The sequence below is a fragment of the Leptospira haakeii genome (assembly GCF_002812045.1).
GTDB lineage: Bacteria > Spirochaetota > Leptospiria > Leptospirales > Leptospiraceae > Leptospira_B > Leptospira_B haakeii.
The window spans coordinates 1-17,359 of the sequence record NZ_NPEG01000011.1 but is presented as its reverse complement, the minus strand read 5'-3'; the positions used below and the strand labels follow the sequence as shown (position 1 = coordinate 17,359).

The following is a 17,359-nucleotide window of genomic DNA, read 5'->3' as shown; positions in this document are numbered from 1 at the left end:
ATGATGAAGAATAAAATAAAATTCGAATATATCTTATTGTTCCTAATATCTTTCCAGGCGTGTGCTTACGGGACTTTAGGAAATTCTACGGAAGAAAGATCAACAGAACTTCAGGCATTATTCCGTATAATGGACGAAAGAAGAGCGATCATTGATCCCTGGTTATACTACTCTGATGACCAAGGAGATTCCGATATTGGTTCTTTTACATTGAGTGGAAGTTCTACTTACCAGATACAACTCACCGAAAACGAAGTGGTATTAGAAAGTATTTCCATGCTATTCAAGGCGCCTGAAAATTCTTTTTCAGTCTCCTCTTCTTCCGCTGATGGAAAGGTTCACGCATTTCATTCTGGTGGTTCGGAAACTCCTACTCCAGGAACCGGCTCTTATTCCCAAAAATACGGGATCCAAGGAAGTTTTTCTCCAGGAGATATTTCGGTCTCTGATTTTAACACCTTAACCGGCCCCGTAAAAAGACAAAGTTTATCCCCTTTTCCAGCAGTGCCTTATGGAACCTTACAACATATTTATGGGGAATTTTCGGACCTTCTTCTTACATTCCAAATATTTAATGGATCAACGACAAAAACTATCCATGTGGAATTAAGAGAAGCCGAATTCCAAGTAGAAGCTTCCTGTGATTTGGAGATCCCCTATAAAAAGAATGTTCCATTCTCTATCGGATTTAGGACGGATGGTCTACTCTCTCAAAGAGCTGGATCTTCTTTTTCTATTTTGGATGGGATCTTTGCAATTTCCGGTTCAGAGATCACAATCAACGATTTTCAGAATACGACTCTTTACTCCGAAATCCAGGAGAATCTGGAAACAAGCGGTCAGGTCTTGGTATTATATTCATGTTTCTAATATTCCAAAAACGAACTCTTTTAATTTTTATACAACTTTTCACATTTCTATTTTTTCTCTTTTTAGGAGGGGAAATTTTTGCCCACCATGCAGGAGAAGGACAAAATATGATCTCGTCCACTCGATTTGTGGATCCTTTTACCGGTAAAAGAGAGAAACCTTCCGATTATCTTTTGATCACACAGGATTTTCAAAAAGGTACAATCGATAATTCTAATCTTCACACTACTACTGTGTTCGGTGAATTCAATTTTGCAGGGGGTAAATTCGCGGCCAACTTCAGTGCTCCTTGGACATATTATGAGCAGAAGGATAGAAGTGACGCAGCGCGTTACGGTAAGGCATTTGTAGGAGCAAAATGGAATCCTTTGATCGATACAGGCTGGCCATTCTTCATCATTTTGGAAGGTAGGCTAGGTTTTCCTTCCGGAGGCGATACTGATAAATTTGCAGGTGGAGATTATTATTCTGGTATTGCGAATCTTACCTTAGGAACCACTTGGAAACAGTTTCTATTTGTGCTAAGAGGTTCAGGAATTTTTCCTCTTTCTAAAGATCACGCAAACTTAGATACTCAATCCGGCCTTCCCTATTGGGCGCAAAGCTCAACGACCCAAAATACCGAAACCCATCCGGAGATCCAAAAGATCACTCAATGGTTTGCATATGTTACTTATTTTTGGACCAAGGATTTGAGCGTCTTTGGAGGACTTTTATACAGAACTCCGTATGTGAACGTGATCGGCGGTGGAAGTCTTTTGGAAGAAGATTCGGAAACCCAGAAAAAATTCCCGAAAGCATTCAAAGAAGCTAGTTTAGGTTTTAATTATACTCTTACCAAAGGTACTTATCTTACGATTGCAGGTCGACTTCCCTTAATACGAGATCCTGAAATCAGGCTTTATGATTATGCGATCACTACTTCTATTTCTTTTGAACTTCCTGAATGGAGAGATTCTTCTAAAAAATCGGAGAAGGAAGCCGAGGAGTTCGAATCGGAAGAAGATTTAGAGAAGAAGTAATATTCTAATCCCAAAGAGATTGGAAACATAACGCTGAATTTTTTTCGAAACTTTGGAAGCCTGATTTGGCCACGCATTCTTCCTCGGTGGAAGGGAAATAGTCTATTCCTCCCCCCTCGTATTTGATCCTGCAACACCCTTGGGTCTTAGAAGGTTTTTCTTTTTTGGGAGAAGGTTCCGAAGTTTTGGCATCCTTTGGCTGTTCAGGAGAAACTCCCGAAACTGAAGTCGCGATCGAACAGAGACAGCTAAAGGCAAAAACCAAGATCCAAGTTCGAAAATTTATCATACCTATTTTATCTACAGAATTAGTTTCCAAGGCAAGGAAAAATCCCTAAATTCAAAAACCGAAGTCAAGTTTTTACGTTGACTCTCGGGGCTTGCGAAGGTGACAAAGAGAGAAAAGTTCAAAAGACCGAATAGGAATTCGAATGAAAACTCTCCGCTCAATTCTATCAGGACCTAAGTCCTTATCAATATCCGTTATCTTCTTTACGATCGCATTCAGCCAAGTCTCGGCAGAAACGATCCTTTTAAAGAACGGTGAAAAAACCTATGGAACTGTAATCGACCAATCTACAGACACCGTTACAATTCTGAAAGAAACCAAAAGACAGACATTAGCCAAATCCCAGATTTTAAAGATCATCTTCAAAGAAATCAAGGATGAGGCAGAACTTGCAAAATTATTCGATGCTGAAAAAAAGAAACTGAACAAAGACGGTAAGAAGTCTGAAAAAGAAGAACAATTGGACACTATTCTTCTGGAACAAATGATCAAAGAGAACAGTTATAAAGCGGTCCAAAAACGTTTAGCATTGATCGAGAAATACATAGACGAACAAGATTCCAGTTGGGAAGAATATATTTCCGCAAACAGAAATCCTTGGGAGCCTGTTTGGAAATCCGCAATCCTCCCGGGTTGGGGACTTTCCACTATGAAACATGATAATTATGCGAGAGCTTATCAGATAGCGATCGGTCTTTCTATCGTTGTTGCGATCGGTGGAAGCCAAGCTGCAACAGAACAACATAATAAAGCAGGGAATCGTCTGAGCAAAATTTTATTCGAAGATCCGGTTACTTATGCACAGATTCAAGGTTCTGGTATTACCGGGGCATCAATCGTAGTAACTAAAATGCAATCGGATAGTATTTCAGAATATAACTCCTTCAAAAGTAAAGAAGGCCAATACGAAAATTATAGTCGAGCAGGACTTTATATGGGTGTTGGTTTGTATTTAGTTCAGTTGGCTCAGAGTTATTTTTTAGGCCAAAAATGGGCTACTCATAATATCATCCAAACTCCTTCCGGAGAAGCAGTGAAAGAAGGATTTAATTTTAAAAGTAATTATATGCCAATTGCCGCAGGTGGCGCGAGTAATCTTTGGGAATACCGCACCGACCTGAGATATGTAAGCACTTTCTAAACTTCTGGAATAGAATATCCTTTTGATTTCAACCAGTCCTGGTCATATAACCTGGACTGGTATCTAGCCCCGCTATCCGCAAGAATAGTGACTATCGTATGTCCGGGCCCAAGTTCTTTTGCAAGTTTTACTGCAGCTCCTACATTGATCCCGCTCGAACCACCTACAAATAACCCGTCTTTGCGGAGAAGCGTATAAATATACTCTAAACATTCTTCGTCAGTGACTCGGATCGCATCATCGAAAGGAGCATCTTTCATATTTTCGGTAATTCTTCCGTTACCGATTCCTTCTGTGAAAGAATTTCCTTCGGAACTAAGTTCTCCCTTCTTTACAAAATTATAAATTGCTGAACCATAAGGTTCCGCTGCAATCGTTTTGATCTTAGGATTTTTTTCCTTTAAGAACAATGCTGTTCCGCTGAATGTTCCCCCTGTTCCTAAAGATGCAAGCCAAGCGTCTACTTTTCCCTCTGTTTGTCTCCAGATCTCCGGCCCTGTAGTATGATAATGTGCTAAACGGTTTGCCACATTGTCGAATTGGTTGGCCCAGATTGCATTAGGAGTTTCTTCCGCAATACGAGCAGAAACTTTTACATAGTTTCCAGGATCTTTATAAGGAACTGCAGGAACTGTTCTCACTTCTGCCCCAAGTGTTCTAAGTAGATCTATCTTTTCTTTGGATTGAGTGTCCGGAATTACAATCAAACATTTGTATCCTTTTGCATTACAGATATGTACTAGACCGATCCCTGTATTTCCTGCAGTGCCTTCGATCACAGTGCCACCTGGCTTTAAGAGTCCCTTCTTCTCTGCTTCTTCAATGATGAATAATGCTGCTCTATCTTTTACGGAACCGCCCGGATTTAAAAATTCCGCTTTCCCTAAAATTTCACAACCCGTTAGGTCCGAATAATAATTTAAACGGATGAGAGGAGTGTTCCCGATCGCATCTGCAAAACCTTTTTTGATCTCCATAAGAACCTCTTTATTATAATATTTTCATATACGTGCAAATAAAAAAAGGAAAGCGTCCACTTTCGTGGCCCCGCTTTCCCCCTCGAATTTTTCCGATTTTGTTTTTTGTTACGGAAAAATATTCTATGTTTTCAATCAGACAATTAAGCGATTGTTACGTCTTTAGACAAATAAACGTCTTGGATCGCGTTTAACAATGCTACTCCGTCTTTCATCGGCTTTTGGAATGCTTTTCTTCCGGAGATAAGTCCCATTCCACCAGCTCTTTTGTTGATAACTGCAGCTTTTACTGCGTCACCTAAATCGTTAGAACCGGAAGGTCCGCCGGAATTGATCAGACCGATCTTGCCCATATAACAGTTTGCAACTTGGTATCTCGCCATATCGATCGGATGATCGGAAGAAAGATCAGTATACATCTTATCGTCTTTTTTACCGAATTTCAGATCTCTGAATCCACCTAAATTGGTTTCAGGCAATTTTTGTTTTACGATATCTGCCTGGATAGTAGCAGCCAAATGGTTTGCTTGCCCAGTAAGGTCAGTAGCGATATGATAATCAGCTTTATCGTTTTTGAATCCATCATTTCTGAGATAAGCCCAAAGAATAGTTACGAGTCCTAGTTCGTGAGCTCTGTGGAAAGCCTCGGAGATCTCTTGGATCTGTCTGGAACTTTCATCGGAACCGAAGTAGATTGTAGCTCCTACTGCAGCAGCTCCCATATCAAATGCCTGCTCTACGTTTGCAAAGAGGATCTGGTCGAATTTGTTTGGATAGCTTAGAAGTTCATTATGATTGATCTTAACTACAAAAGGAATTTTGTGAGCGTACTGACGAGATACTAATCCTAAAACTCCAAGAGTGGAAGCAACTGCGTTACATCCACCTTCGATCGCAAGTTTTACGATATTTTCTGGATCGAAATAAGCAGGGTTTTTAGCGAAGGAAGCACCTGCGCTATGTTCAATCCCTTGGTCCACAGGAAGAATAGAAAGATATCCTGTTCCAGCAAGACGTCCTGTATTATAGATGGATTGGAAATTTTTAAGAACAGAGTTGTTTCTGTCGGTCTTAGCAAAAATTTCGTCAATGTAATTCGGACCAGGGATGGTCAGGGTTTCCTTGGGGATGGTTTTAGAGACATGATTTAAGAGAGAATCCGCTTCCGCACCTAATGCGCTCTTGATTTTATCTAACATTCCAGTTATACCTATTGGTTTTATCGATCTGATGACTAGTTTTGGGGCGAAGCCCAAAATTTCCATCGATTTTCAGCGGGAAATCCCGAGCTCGGACCAAGCGGAAGCAAGGTCTTTATTTAGTTTGGACTGGAAGGCGGATATGGAAATCAGTTCCGGAGCTGGACTTTTGGACATCCAGTTTTCCATGATTGGATTGAATGATCCCGTAACAAACGGAAAGACCCATCCCTATCCTGGAATCATCTGATTGTATCCTTTCAAAAGGTTGGAAGGCATTCTCAGGATCCAATTCACCGTTCAAGGTTCCTGATAAACGAATGTCCAGATACTGCCCGGAATCCGTTTTAGTATCTTCTAATCCTGCATTAAAATGGATAGTACTTCCTTTCAGATCGGAACCCACACCATCCGCATAAAAATACAAAAGATAATATAATACTTCTTTAATTTGATTCTGCTTTAAGAATACATCCGGCATATCAACAGGAATATTCTTTGCAATTTCCAAATTTTTGGACTTCAATAATTCGGAGATAATCCCCTCTACCCCGGCGAGAATATCATCCAGTTTGCACCAAGTAGGCTCTTCATTATCGGAACGAGAGAACAAGATCAGATTTCGGATAATACCGGAAATTCTTTCTCCTTGTTCTATGATCACTCTGGCGTAATTTCGAATATCCGCAGGTAGATCCTTTTTATTACGAATAATATTTCCGTAATTGATCACACCCATAAGAGGATTATTGATCTCATGAGCGATCCCTGCGGCCAATTTCTGAATAGATTCCAATCTTTTTTCTGATTGGATTACTTTCTCCATTTCAGAGATCCTTTTTTCGGATACGGATAGAAGGTCCAATTCGGAGAAGGTTACGATACTTCCAACGATCCGATTCGCCTCGTCCCTAATAGGAGAAACTCTAAATCCTACTCGGATCTTCCTATCATCCTTTCTAACAAGAACTGCAGGAATATATCTTAGATTATGACCTAAATTATCAGGATGTTCTCCTGAACCGATCTGGGTCTGTATAAAAGAAAGGACCACATCTCCAGGTTTTCCGAGTGCCTCTTCTAAACTCCAACCTGTAAGCTCTTCTGCGGAATGATTTAGAAATATAATATTTCCTTCGCCGTCCAGAGAGACTGCACCTTCCGAAATACTTTGGATCACATTCTTAAATTCTTTACCACTTTCCTTAACGATTCCTAATCGTTTTTGCTGGCGAAGTGCGATCTCTATAGATGACTTAAGCTGATGATTCTGAAATGGTTTAGTGATATAAGCATAAGTAGAAGCCGCATCCATCGCTCTCATGAATGTGGAATCGTCAGTATAAGCCGTCATAAAAACGATCGGAACGTCTTTGATCCTTTGGATATGTTGAGCGGTCTGGATCCCATCCATATCTCCTTCGATAGAGATATCCATAAGAACTAGATCAGGATCCGTTTCCTTAAAAATAGATTGTGCGTCCTGACCATTCGCAGCGACACCTGCAACCTTATAACCTAAATTTTGAAGAGTCTTTTGGAGGTTGAAAGATAGAAGCCACTCGTCTTCGACGATTAGAATATTCGGTTGTTCTGAAGAAGAACTCATGTTCGATAATAACATATTCCTGAAGTGGTAAAAACTGCGGCTCTTCCGTTATGCTCCCACGTTAGGAGTGAATTGGGAAATCCTTTTTTAGGAATATAATTGTTTCCGCAAAATTTTCAAAACTTCTCCTTTGATCTATTTTAGCATTATGAAATCCAGGAATAAATCACTGAATTTTCTGAATTCAAATACAGTCCTATTTTATTGTTTTTTTCCAATTTTAGTCCCTATTTTACCGCTCATTCGACTAAAAGAACCAAAACCTTGTCATAGTTCCGACCTCTTTTTTCCAAAAAAAGTCCTTGAATCGAAGCTCCCTCGAAACTACACTTTGGGCCTAGAGGTAGCCATGCTGGTAAAAGATATCTTGGAAAAAAAGGACCGAAAGATCCTCTCGGTGGAACCCAGTACCACCGTTTGGGAAGCGATCCGATTTATGACCAAGTATGATATAGGTTCCGTGATAGTGCTAAAAGAAGGGAAACTCGCCGGTATATTTACAGAAAGGGATTTACTTCATTTTGCCTCCACAGACCGGGAAGCAGTATTCGATAAGACGGTGGCGGATCTAATGTCCACAACATTGACTACTATGCAACCGAACGACCAAGTGGATGAGGTTCTTTCCATTATGCTTAAGAAAAGGATTCGGCATATGCCAATTCTGGATGGGAATAGATTGGTCGGAATCATCTCCATCGGAGATGCTGTGAAAGCTAAAATCGCGAAAACGGAAGAAGAGAATAAAAACTTAAAAAATTATATATATAGCGAATCCGGATTTATCTAATCCGCTTTATTCCTTCTGACCTGGATTCTCCTGATCATCGAACCTTTTAGAGTGTATAGAAAAATGCCCCGCCTGGACTATATCCAGGGGGCAAGTGGCTCACATTCGGGTATTCCCGTTAATTCCTAAAAGGTAATATCATTACCCAATCCCGCAAGTCTGTTTTTTGGAAATCAGGTTGCCGGAATCACTTTTCCGGCAAGTATAGACTAAGACGGAGATTCCAAACCGGACCGGACTAAAGAGATGAAACTCCTTTTAATTATATTATTCGCATATTTAACCTATCGTTTCTTGCAAAGACTCATGTTTCCGGGGCGGAATGAAGGTTCCGGTTTCAGAGTTGTGTATCCTGATAGAGAATATTCTTCCAGAGAAAAAGACATTTCCGATAAGGGAAGAGTCGTAGAAAAGGGAGAATAATTCCAAGAATGAATATCCGGTTTTCCTATTTTATAATTTCATTATACTCGTTTTTCTTTTTTTCCTGTTTAGGAATGAGCGGAGAATTCGGTTGGGCTCTCATGGACGAGACCAAACAAAGCCTGTTAGAAAAGAAATTCACTACCGTTCAGGAATTTACTCTTACCAGAGAAAAGTTAATCTTCCCTACAAACAAAACTCTTGTATACCTTTACAAATTCTCTAGGGTCCCAAATCCGGAAGCAGAGATCTATGTGAGCCTAAGCAGATTCCAAGTAGGCTTTAATGAGATAGAAGTAAAACGTAAAAGGCCGGAAATTTCCAGCTCAAGTATTACTGGTCGTTTCCAAGAATTGATCGCAGGCAAATATTTGGTCAAAGTTTCCTATGAGGGAGAAGTGATCGACCAGGTGGAATTCAGAGTAATAGAACCGGAAGATAGAGAGGAAGAAAAAGAATCGGGTGCGGACGATGTGGAAAAATACACTAAGGCCAAGAAGGTTCTAAATTAAAAATTATCCGAAAATGTGCGCGTAGGAGTTCCTACAAATCGATCAATACGTATCTCCGGAAAGTGGATCCCTTGGATAAGGATCTCTTTGCATTCCATCTTCTAAAATTTTATTAATCCTTTCTATATTCTTCAAAGCAAGATTGATCTCAGTTTGGTTTCCTACTTTTAGGATTTCTTCATTCATTCTTTTGGATTGTCCATAATCCTTTTCGAATTCATATAATACGGATAATCTCTGCATTGCTCTTGGCCCAGGAGAAGTATCCAGTTTAGTCCTGATAATATCCATTTTTTCCTTGGATTCTTCCATCTCCAAACTTTTGAGTCTGTATTGTGCCATGTCCTGGTCGTTTGTTCTTTCCAAGAGACCTTTTTTGATTTGTAGTAATTCCTTTTTGCCCAAGGAATATTTCTCTTCTTCTAATCTTAAATTTTCCCTCAGTCTATCGTAGGCTTGGATAGATCTGATCAATTCATCTTTTTCTTTAGGAGGTTTTTTCTCGTATCTGTATAATTTAGAGATCCCTAAATAAGCAAGAACCTCCATCCTAATTCTCTCTTGTGAATCGGTAAAAGATAGTTCGGAATTGGTAGCTTTTTCCTGCTCTCTGATCTGCAACCAGTCTTCGTAATATTTTTTGCCAGATTCTAAATTGCCAAGTTTGCTTTCGAAAAAATTCCCAAGCTCAAATGCATAGATCCCTTTTTTTTTCGGATCAGGTTCTGAAAGATAATATTTTTCGTAAAATTCCGCTGCCAAAACATATTGTTTCAGTTCTGTATGTAAAGAAGCAATCGCACGATATACATAAGCGATCTCTGCAGGAGTTTTATTCTCTTTTAATGCAAGCGCCAGATATTTTAAGAAGAAGTCTAGAGATTTAGCTTTTTTGCCCGAGGCCTTTAGCTCTTCTGCCAATGCTAAAACTATTTGGGAATGTTCCGGATCTAAACGAAATGCAAGCTCGAGTAATGCTGCATAAGCGAAGAAGTCCGTATTTCTTTTATAATCGAATAGAACGAAGATCCCCTGCCCGCTCACAGAGGTTTTGTTAACTACTTTCAGTCTTTCCTTGTTTTCATTCTCCGAATCTTTTACGAATTTCGCTAAGGTAAAAACTGTGTCCGCGTCTTCTCTGGATTTTCTTTTGAAAAATGGATAATAATTATTTTCGAAAGAATCCTTATAGGCGCTTGCTGCTCTTTTAAGTGCATCATCCGTGTTCTTCACATCTTGTTTTGCAAGACTAATATCATTCGAAGTAACTTTACGTGCATTCGTAGGAGGATTGGATTCAAAGATCAGGTCCTTCTCCCTTGCGGAAGCTGCTTCCAAAAGATGGACTCTATCCTTTGCATTTTCCAGATCTAAAGTCGCTTTTTCTAATTCTTTTTTGACCTTTGCATGTTGTCTGGCCCTATCAACTTCGTTTGTATCGTATAATTCTCTCAGTCTTTCTTCTTTTGGAAATGATTCTTCCGTATGAGAAAAATCCCTGTATCTAAGCGCAGCCAAGGCCTCTTCTAGCGCCTTGAAGTTCTGCTTCTTCTTAGAATATTCTTGGCTGAGCAACCAATGTAATTCGAATAAAATAGGAGAATCACGGAGTTGTTGTCCCCCAGTAATCTTTCCTAACATTTTTAAGATCAATAAACGAAGAGTATTTCGATCCGTTTTTTCTGTGAAGATACGTCCAAGCCTTCTTTCTTCTTCCGTTCTTTTTGGATCTACGAATTGAGCATAGTATGGATCTAAAACCTGACGGATCATTGTGATCGGATCAGAAGCCTCGTCGGAAGAATTGAGTAAGTTCTCCTTTAATGTTCGGAGAGTGGCTGGAGGAATTACCTCGTGAGGAAGTTTATATATACCCGCAGGATCTAGTCTTTGGTCCTGTTCATCCGCCTCGGTTCGGACGTTTACCCCTAACCCAAAGACGATTAGGAGTATCACGCCCAGTTTCAGGCGGGTTTGTTTCATTTCGCTCCAGCACCCAACTCCGCTAATTCTTCAGATCCTAGAATTTTTTCGATATCGATCAGGATGATGAATCTATCGTCCTTTTTACCGACACCCGTGATATAACGGGAGGAAATTCCTTTGATAGAAGGAGGAGGAGGATTGATTGTTTCCGGAGGAAAAAGTGCTACGTTAGCTACCTTATCAACTATGATACCGACGGATTCTCCGCCGATTTTTACCACAATTGCACGGTCATAACCTTGCTCATGTGAATGGGGAATATTAAGTTTCACGCCTAGGTCCACCATCTTCACTACTTTGCCACGGATATCCATGATACCGGCGAAGTAATTTTTGGATCTCGGAACCTTTACTAGGTTATTGATCTTGATGATCTCATCTACAAGAACGATCGGGAGAGCATATTCTTCCTCTCCCAAGCTAAATAGAATGTACTGGTGTTCGATTTCGGCGGACATTCCCCCTCCTTTAGAAACGGGTGAATCCGTAGTAATAAAAATACGATCCAGAACCTAGAAAAATTACAACTTTCGAGAAAAGCGGATCGCGTTTCCTCAGTATCCAGTCCAATCCGCCAAAAAGCAAACCGAAAACGGCGAGCGAAAATCCGAGCAAATAAAAATCCATGTATGCATACCAGATCCCGAGAGCAGAAACAAGTCCTAAGGAATAATCCTGTAGATCTCCCCAGATCCTTCTTTTGATCCTGGTCCATAAGGGCTCTTTTTTCTCTCTTTGGAAAAATCTTTTCCAGGATCTAGGATTGCGATCTATTCCGAAAATATGATCGTATTTGGTAGAAATTTCCCAAGGTTTAGGAGTCCTTCTCTCCGGCCCTCCCAATGGTTCCGAAGAAACACCATACGCCCCACCCAAAATCTGCAGAGCGTCCTTGTCTGGGAGAGAAGATAATAAGTCCCTAAAAGGTGCAAATCTGGAATAAAGAGGATAAGATCTACCTGTGGTTAGGTCGGTCTCTTTTAGGATGGAGCCATCCCGAATAGTAGAAACATAAATGCGGCCATTCTCTCCGGCGACTTCCAATGTAAGTCTGATCTTGCGATCATGAAAATGAAAGTCGGCTTGGAGAATATCTCCATCCGGAGTTTTAGCTTGGTAGGATTTTGTATATCCTTTGGCTGGAGGAAACTCAGGTTTCCACCAACGTCTTAAAAGAGAATAGTCCTGGAAGGAGGCCATACAGCAACATGATCGGCCAATTTCGGATTTTGCTTTAGGCTTTGCTGGTTGCTAATTCGATTCGGGAGAGCTCCCGATCAAGGCAGGTGAGGCAAAAAGACCGGGTCCTCGATAGGAATTCCCGGTCTTTCAAGACATCAGATTAAGATATCTTATTTGCCTTTCTTCTTATGACGATTCTGTCTTCTCTTTTTCTTCCTCTTATGAGTCGCGATCTTTCTTCGCTTTCTTTTTTTACCGGAAGGCATTCGGTTCTCCTGTTAGGTTCCTAACCTGCCAGGAAATTATTCGGTGTACTTTTGTAAACCTTTATTTTTACGGATCTCGGCTACCATATTCTTGATATCACCTATTCCTTCTTTAGAAGCTATGAAGAGAACATCTTCTTCTTCTACTACAACGATATCCTGTACTCCGAGTAGTGCAGTGAATTCTTTTCTAGTTTGAGTGACGTTGTTTCCGGATTTATAAAATAGAATTTCTTTACCTATATGGCGATTACCTTGATTATCTCCAGGCAATACTCTTTCCAATGAAAGCCAAGAGCCTACATCATCCCAAGAGAAGCTTGCTTCTACCATTCTGATACGTGCGCTCTTTTCCATGATAGCTATATCAACCGGTTCAGAAGGAAGAAGTTTGAATGCTTCTCCCAGATCTCCCATCTTTTTGAATGGAAATCTATCCTTAAGAGGTTTTAAAATTTTAGGAGAATGTTTTTCAAACTCATCCAGGATCAAACTTGTCTTCCAAAGAAAAATCCCTGGGTTCCAATAGAAGTTCGCTTTCTTAATATACTTGATCGCTGTTTTTACATCGGGCTTTTCGAAGAATGATTTTACCTCGAATCCATGTTTGGTCGGCTTTCCAGAAGCGATATAACCATAACCTACTTCAGGACGATTCGGTTTGATACCGAGAAGTACAAGATGTTCGTCTGCTTCTTTTAATGCTTTTTGGATACTCTTAGCAAATTCTTTATCCGAATTCACCCAAGCATCCGCAGAAAGTACGACCTGAACCGGATCCCCAAACTTCTCCTTAAAATATAAAGAAGCTAGAGCAATGATAGGTGCAGTGTTTTTTCCTTCGGGCTCTATGATAAAATTATTCTCTGGAAAACTTCTTTCCTGAGTTAGGATTGCTTTTTTTAAAGTAGCGTTTGTTCCTATAAACACTCTATCAGGACTTGTGATCGTATAAGCGCGATTCAAGGTCTCTTTCAAAAGTGTATTTTTAGAATATACTTTCTGGAGTTGTTTAGGAGTGGAAACTCTGGATCTTGGCCAGAATCTTTCTCCCTTTCCCCCCGCCATAATAAGTACTACGGGTTTGTCTTGTGTCATTTATTCCACCTCTTTAGGTTTGGGGGCGGACTTTTTCTTACTCAAAGATTTAGGATCTCCAAAAACTGTATCGGAAGGAAGAAGTAATACATCCACATTCTCTCCGATATTATCATATAGTAGGAACTCTTTCATATCAGGATTCTTCTTTAGAAAATCCTTATATTGTTCCCATTTCTTTTTGGAAACTGCAAGTTTTGCTTCTTCTTGTATAGAGTAAGATTCCGCCTTTTTTAAGGCTTCTATTCTTTCTAACTTTTTAGCCAAAATATAGTTAGGATTACGGAATATATTCGCGATGAGTATCGGATCAGGAATATCCAGACTGATGATGCGAACTGATTCTATCTTAAGCCAAGGAAGTTCATTCGAGAGAATTCTCACGATATCATTTCTTAGGAAAGCGGAGATAGAATCCTTGTTTAAGTTGATATTTTTATCGTCTTCTATCCCTGCCCTAAGTTTGGACTGGAAAATATTAGAGAGATATTTTGCTCTTCCTTGGTCCGTCTTTCCACCGGAGAGAAAAAACTTTTTGGATCCTTCTTCCTCTAAATGAAAGGATAGGTCCAGTTTCGCTCTGATCTTACCCTCTTCCGATTTTTCAGAAAATAATCCGGAAGAAAGATCGTGATGGATCTCCAGCTCTAAAGCCAATGAATTTAAGGATTCTTTACGAACGGACTTATCCCAGAACTGGATCACAGCCGGTTCATAGGCAAAGCCCGGACCACGAACAAAGGAAACTAACTTGGAATCTTGTTCCCAGACAAGCAGGGCTTCTCCTTCTTTTATAAAAAAAAGCGGATAGGATACCATTAGGATCCCCGCTAATATAAATAGAATGAAAAGTGCCCGGCCTATCTTTCGGAACATTTAGGCGGAAGGAGCTTCTTTTGCTGCTTCTTCTGTATAAAGTTTGATTACTTTAGAAGGAATGATCGTCGAGATCGCGTGTTTGTACACCAAACTCTGCTTATTTTCCTGCTCAAGGACTATAGTAAAATTATCAAAACTTACCACTTTCCCTTTTAGAGGAACTCCGTTTAGAAGATAGATGGTCAATTCTAGTTTTTCTTTTCTAGCCGTATTGAGCAGTTGGTCCTGTATATTATTTTTAGCAGACATAGATTTTTATCCGTTTATATTTTTTATCTTTCTATACGCTTCATTCGGATGGATCGGTTCCAATATCTTTTGCTTTCGGAACCAAGTAATCTGACGTTTGGCGTAATTCCTATGGGACTGGCTTAAATTCCCAAAGAATGTCTCAAGATTGGACGTTCCTTTAATATTTTCAAGCGCGAAATTATAACCTAAGGACTGAAGACCGGGACAATCTTCCCCGTATTTATCGGAGACCCTTTTTGCTTCTTCAGCCATTCCAGATTCTATCATTTTTCTGGCCCTGGAATCGATCCTTTCGTACAATTCTTTTCGATCCAGATCCAAGAAGAAGGCCCCAAGTATATTCAAATTTTTGGAAATTAGGGCGCCACTCCCCTCTTCTACTTTTAGTTCGGACCAGAGAGTTCCCATCCAATTTACTTCCAAGGCTCTTCCGTATCTGTAGTTATCGTTTGGAAAGATTTTTTGGAGAGCCTTAGGGTCCAAAATTTTGAGTTCCTGGATCCTTTCTTCCATACTCAAGGATTCCACTTTTAATTTTATTTCTTCGCTGATTTTAGGAACGGGAAACATTCCGTACAAAAAAGCATTCAAATAGAACCCTGTACCCGCAGTCAAAACTGGGATTTTGCCTCTGAAAAGTATATCATCCAGTGCGTCTTCTGCCTTTGTTACAAATTTTGCCGCGTCTATGGATTCGGAAGGAGAAAGAAATGAAACTAGATGGTGGGGGATTTTTTCGCAGTCTTCGGAACTCGGGGCCGCAGTCCCGATACTTAACTCTTTATAGATTTGTCGAGAGTCGAAGGAAATAATTTCAAAACGGGAAGGATCTAATTCTCTCACCAGAGCCGTTTTTCCGGCCCCGGTGGGAGCTGTAAGAATGAGTATGGAATTAGAAGTCGGAATTATTCCTCCTCCTCTTCCTCATCTTCCTCTTCTTCAAGAGGTTCTTCGACGATACCACCCTCTTCTTCTTCGAAACCTACTTCGGAATCGTAGTCTAAGTTTTCTTCTGGAAACTCTTCTTCTTCCACTCTGGCTACTCGAGACCTAGATTTAGAAGGAGGACGTTTACTTTGATCGGCTCCACATTTAGGGCAGATCTTTACTTCTTTGTTTAGATCGTAGAACTTAGTTCCACAAGTATGACAGGTGAACTTTTTACCCAGAGGATTGAGGGAAGATTTGGATGCAGAAGACTTTTTAGTCCCTGCAGGCTTGCTTGTACTAGCAACTTCCTTCTTTTTTGCCGGAGGAGTTTTTTTCTTAGGAGCGCTTTTTTTCACCGGAGGTTTGGACTTCGGTGCAGCTTTTTTCTTAGCCGTTTTCTTAGCTGTTGCCATCGGAATTGACCATGCTGGAAGACACTTATTCCGATTCAAGCAGAAAAAGTAGTCAGAAATCTAGTTTCCGCTAATTTGTATTTTCTAAGAATTGGATTCGGAAAACGAGGTTTATGGTCCATCTGAGCGTAAATGTAAACAAAATTGCAACTCTGAGAAATTCCAGAGGTGGAAATCATCCAGATCTGATCTATCTTTCCAAACTAATCCTGGAAGCAGGAGCTCATGGAATTACGGTCCATCCGAGAGAAGACGAAAGGCATATAAAAAGAAAGGATGTATTCGATCTAAGGGAGTTCCTTACGCAGTACAATCGGGATAAAAAGAAGAAGATAGAATATAATATAGAAGGAGAACCTTCTCCTCGTTTTTTAGATCTCGTTCTGGAAGCGAAACCGGACCAGGCAACGTTAGTCCCAGTTACTCCGGGAGAAATTACATCTGATCATGGTTTTGATCTAACCAAGGACTCCTCGGAGTTAAAAACTTATATCCAAAGGATCCAAAATGCCGGTATTCGAGTTTCCATATTTATGGAAACGGATTTAGAGAATCTTAAATTAGTAAAAGAAACAGGCGCAGATCGTGTAGAATTTTATACAGGTCCTTATGCCCATGCTTTCGATCATTCTCCGGATAAAGGCAAATCCGTTTTCGGATCTTTTCAAAAAGCAGCGGAGTTCCTACAGGCTCACAAGATCGGCATCAACGCCGGACACGATTTGGATCATTTTAATCTTCCTCTATTCTCTCGCCTCCCCGGCTTGGAAGAAGTATCCATAGGCCACAGACTCATGTCTTACGCACTCGAAGTCGGTTTAGGAAGTGCAGTGAAAGAATATTTAAAGGCGCTGTCGCAGAGGTAAGGCGAGACACAGGGCGGTTTCACACGGAGTCACAGAGACACGGAGTTTTTTGGCTTACTATTTTCAAAATCACCCCTCAGTGACTTTGTGCCTCTGTGTTAAAAAAATTCTGTATCTCTATTTCCTCTGTGTCTCTCCCTCGGAAAGCTCTTTTGCCAGTTCTTTAAAAGAGGAATAATTCGAATCTTCCGAGAGTAATAAAAAGGCGGCCTTTTTTAAATTTGCGGAAAGAAAAGATGCCTCGGAGTTTGTTTTGGCCAATTCTGCCAGGCTGGATTTAAAATTTAAAAGGTGTTTTTTGGCAGAGATTTGATCCTTTATGGAAACCGCTTTTTTGAGTTCTTTCCAGGATTGTGTGGCCTTATTCCCTGAAACCGAATCCTTTGGAGTCCTACCAAATTCACCACTTAAGTCCCAAACCTTTCTGTAAGGATGGTTCTTTTCCAGAAATTTATAATATTCGGAAGAAGGTTTGAATGTGTTCGGTTTTGCTTTTGAGACCAATTCCTTGTCCAGCCCACATTCCGCAAACACACCTTTGGTTAGGGATTCTTTGGAAATGGACTGAATTTCTAAAAGTTTGGAAACTGAAAAGTCGGCACTTGAAAATCAGGAAGAAGTTTTGTATAAAACTGCAATTTCCGCATGCAAAAAA

General features: G+C 40.3%; 20 protein-coding genes. 7 read left to right on the top strand and 13 right to left on the bottom strand.

Features of this window, described 5'->3' with window-relative positions:
* On the top strand, positions 1-870 hold the full coding sequence (locus tag CH377_RS14880) for a hypothetical protein (protein WP_243402073.1): 870 nt from the start codon (positions 1-3) through the stop codon (positions 868-870).
* Positions 861-1,892, top strand: coding sequence for an LIC11086 family outer membrane transporter (locus CH377_RS14875; protein WP_100724555.1), 1,032 nt, complete (start codon positions 861-863; stop codon positions 1,890-1,892). Before CH377_RS14880 ends, CH377_RS14875 begins: the two co-directional genes overlap by 10 nt.
* 4 nt (positions 1,893-1,896) lie before the next feature.
* Here the strand turns inward: CH377_RS14875 and CH377_RS14870 are convergent, their stop codons facing one another.
* Positions 1,897-2,181 carry an LIC_11321 family protein gene (locus tag CH377_RS14870; RefSeq protein ID WP_100724554.1) on the bottom strand — a complete coding sequence of 95 codons (285 nt, stop codon included), beginning with the start codon at positions 2,179-2,181 and terminating at the stop codon, positions 1,897-1,899.
* Positions 2,182-2,323: 142 nt separating this feature from the next.
* Between CH377_RS14870 and CH377_RS14865 the strand changes: the two genes are divergently transcribed.
* Complete coding sequence (locus CH377_RS14865) at positions 2,324-3,322, top strand: LA_0442/LA_0875 N-terminal domain-containing protein (protein WP_100724553.1); 999 nt, start codon at positions 2,324-2,326, stop codon at positions 3,320-3,322.
* On the opposite strand, the gene CH377_RS14860 is transcribed toward CH377_RS14865, so the two are convergent.
* The 3 genes from CH377_RS14860 to CH377_RS14850 form a co-directional block, all read right to left on the bottom strand.
* Positions 3,319-4,299 carry a cysteine synthase A gene (locus CH377_RS14860; protein ID WP_100724552.1) on the bottom strand — a complete coding sequence of 327 codons (981 nt, stop codon included), beginning with the start codon at positions 4,297-4,299 and terminating at the stop codon, positions 3,319-3,321. The genes CH377_RS14865 and CH377_RS14860 overlap by 4 nt on opposite strands.
* Before the next feature lie 143 nt (positions 4,300-4,442).
* Positions 4,443-5,498, bottom strand: a complete 1,056-nt coding sequence (locus tag CH377_RS14855) for a class I fructose-bisphosphate aldolase (RefSeq protein ID WP_100711501.1) — start codon at positions 5,496-5,498, stop codon at positions 4,443-4,445.
* A 115-nt stretch (positions 5,499-5,613) separates the two neighbouring features.
* Positions 5,614-7,107: an ATP-binding response regulator gene (locus tag CH377_RS14850; protein ID WP_100724551.1), complete on the bottom strand. Its 1,494-nt coding sequence runs from the start codon at positions 7,105-7,107 to the stop codon at positions 5,614-5,616.
* 349 nt (positions 7,108-7,456) lie between these two features.
* Here CH377_RS14850 and CH377_RS14845 point away from each other — a divergent pair, with 349 nt between their 5' ends.
* The 3 genes from CH377_RS14845 to CH377_RS14840 all read left to right on the top strand — a co-directional run bounded on the left by CH377_RS14845 (position 7,457) and on the right by CH377_RS14840 (position 8,832).
* A complete protein-coding gene (locus CH377_RS14845; protein ID WP_100724550.1) occupies positions 7,457-7,897 on the top strand; it encodes a CBS domain-containing protein in 441 nt (146 codons plus the stop codon).
* A 246-nt stretch (positions 7,898-8,143) separates the two neighbouring features.
* A complete protein-coding gene (locus tag CH377_RS19715) occupies positions 8,144-8,320 on the top strand; it encodes a hypothetical protein (protein ID WP_165780489.1) in 177 nt (58 codons plus the stop codon).
* A gap of 8 nt (positions 8,321-8,328) precedes the next feature.
* Positions 8,329-8,832, top strand: coding sequence for an LIC_12238 family plasminogen-binding lipoprotein (locus CH377_RS14840; RefSeq protein WP_207797636.1), 504 nt, complete (start codon positions 8,329-8,331; stop codon positions 8,830-8,832).
* A gap of 42 nt (positions 8,833-8,874) precedes the next feature.
* On the opposite strand, the gene CH377_RS14835 is transcribed toward CH377_RS14840, so the two are convergent.
* The 8 genes from CH377_RS14835 to CH377_RS14800 form a co-directional block, all read right to left on the bottom strand.
* Positions 8,875-10,815, bottom strand: a complete 1,941-nt coding sequence (locus CH377_RS14835) for a tetratricopeptide repeat protein (RefSeq protein WP_100724548.1) — start codon at positions 10,813-10,815, stop codon at positions 8,875-8,877.
* Positions 10,812-11,276: a chemotaxis protein CheW gene (locus CH377_RS14830; protein ID WP_100724547.1), complete on the bottom strand. Its 465-nt coding sequence runs from the start codon at positions 11,274-11,276 to the stop codon at positions 10,812-10,814. The genes CH377_RS14835 and CH377_RS14830 overlap by 4 nt, the downstream gene beginning before the upstream one ends.
* 10 nt (positions 11,277-11,286) lie before the next feature.
* Entirely contained in the window at positions 11,287-12,018 is a 732-nt protein-coding gene (locus CH377_RS14825) for a hypothetical protein (protein ID WP_100724546.1), read from the bottom strand.
* Positions 12,019-12,302: 284 nt separating this feature from the next.
* Entirely contained in the window at positions 12,303-13,364 is a 1,062-nt protein-coding gene (locus CH377_RS14820; RefSeq protein WP_100724545.1) for a mannose-1-phosphate guanylyltransferase, read from the bottom strand.
* Positions 13,365-14,183 (bottom strand): hypothetical protein, encoded by an 819-nt coding sequence (locus tag CH377_RS14815; RefSeq protein WP_243402072.1) that lies wholly within the window; start codon positions 14,181-14,183, stop codon positions 13,365-13,367. It abuts the gene before it with no gap.
* Between the two features lie 57 nt (positions 14,184-14,240).
* Positions 14,241-14,492 carry an RNA chaperone Hfq gene (gene hfq, locus CH377_RS14810; protein ID WP_008592014.1) on the bottom strand — a complete coding sequence of 84 codons (252 nt, stop codon included), beginning with the start codon at positions 14,490-14,492 and terminating at the stop codon, positions 14,241-14,243.
* Between the two features lie 6 nt (positions 14,493-14,498).
* A complete protein-coding gene (miaA, locus tag CH377_RS14805) occupies positions 14,499-15,383 on the bottom strand; it encodes a tRNA (adenosine(37)-N6)-dimethylallyltransferase MiaA (RefSeq protein WP_165780492.1) in 885 nt (294 codons plus the stop codon).
* A gap of 17 nt (positions 15,384-15,400) precedes the next feature.
* Positions 15,401-15,838, bottom strand: coding sequence for a TIGR02300 family protein (locus tag CH377_RS14800; RefSeq protein ID WP_100707732.1), 438 nt, complete (start codon positions 15,836-15,838; stop codon positions 15,401-15,403).
* A gap of 113 nt (positions 15,839-15,951) precedes the next feature.
* On the opposite strand from CH377_RS14800, the gene CH377_RS14795 reads away from it, so the two are divergent.
* Positions 15,952-16,704, top strand: coding sequence for a pyridoxine 5'-phosphate synthase (locus CH377_RS14795; RefSeq protein WP_100724542.1), 753 nt, complete (start codon positions 15,952-15,954; stop codon positions 16,702-16,704).
* A 117-nt stretch (positions 16,705-16,821) separates the two neighbouring features.
* Here CH377_RS14795 and CH377_RS14790 read toward each other — a convergent pair whose 3' ends face one another.
* Positions 16,822-17,238, bottom strand: coding sequence for a hypothetical protein (locus CH377_RS14790; protein WP_244283714.1), 417 nt, complete (start codon positions 17,236-17,238; stop codon positions 16,822-16,824).
* Positions 17,239-17,359: the final 121 nt, after the last annotated feature.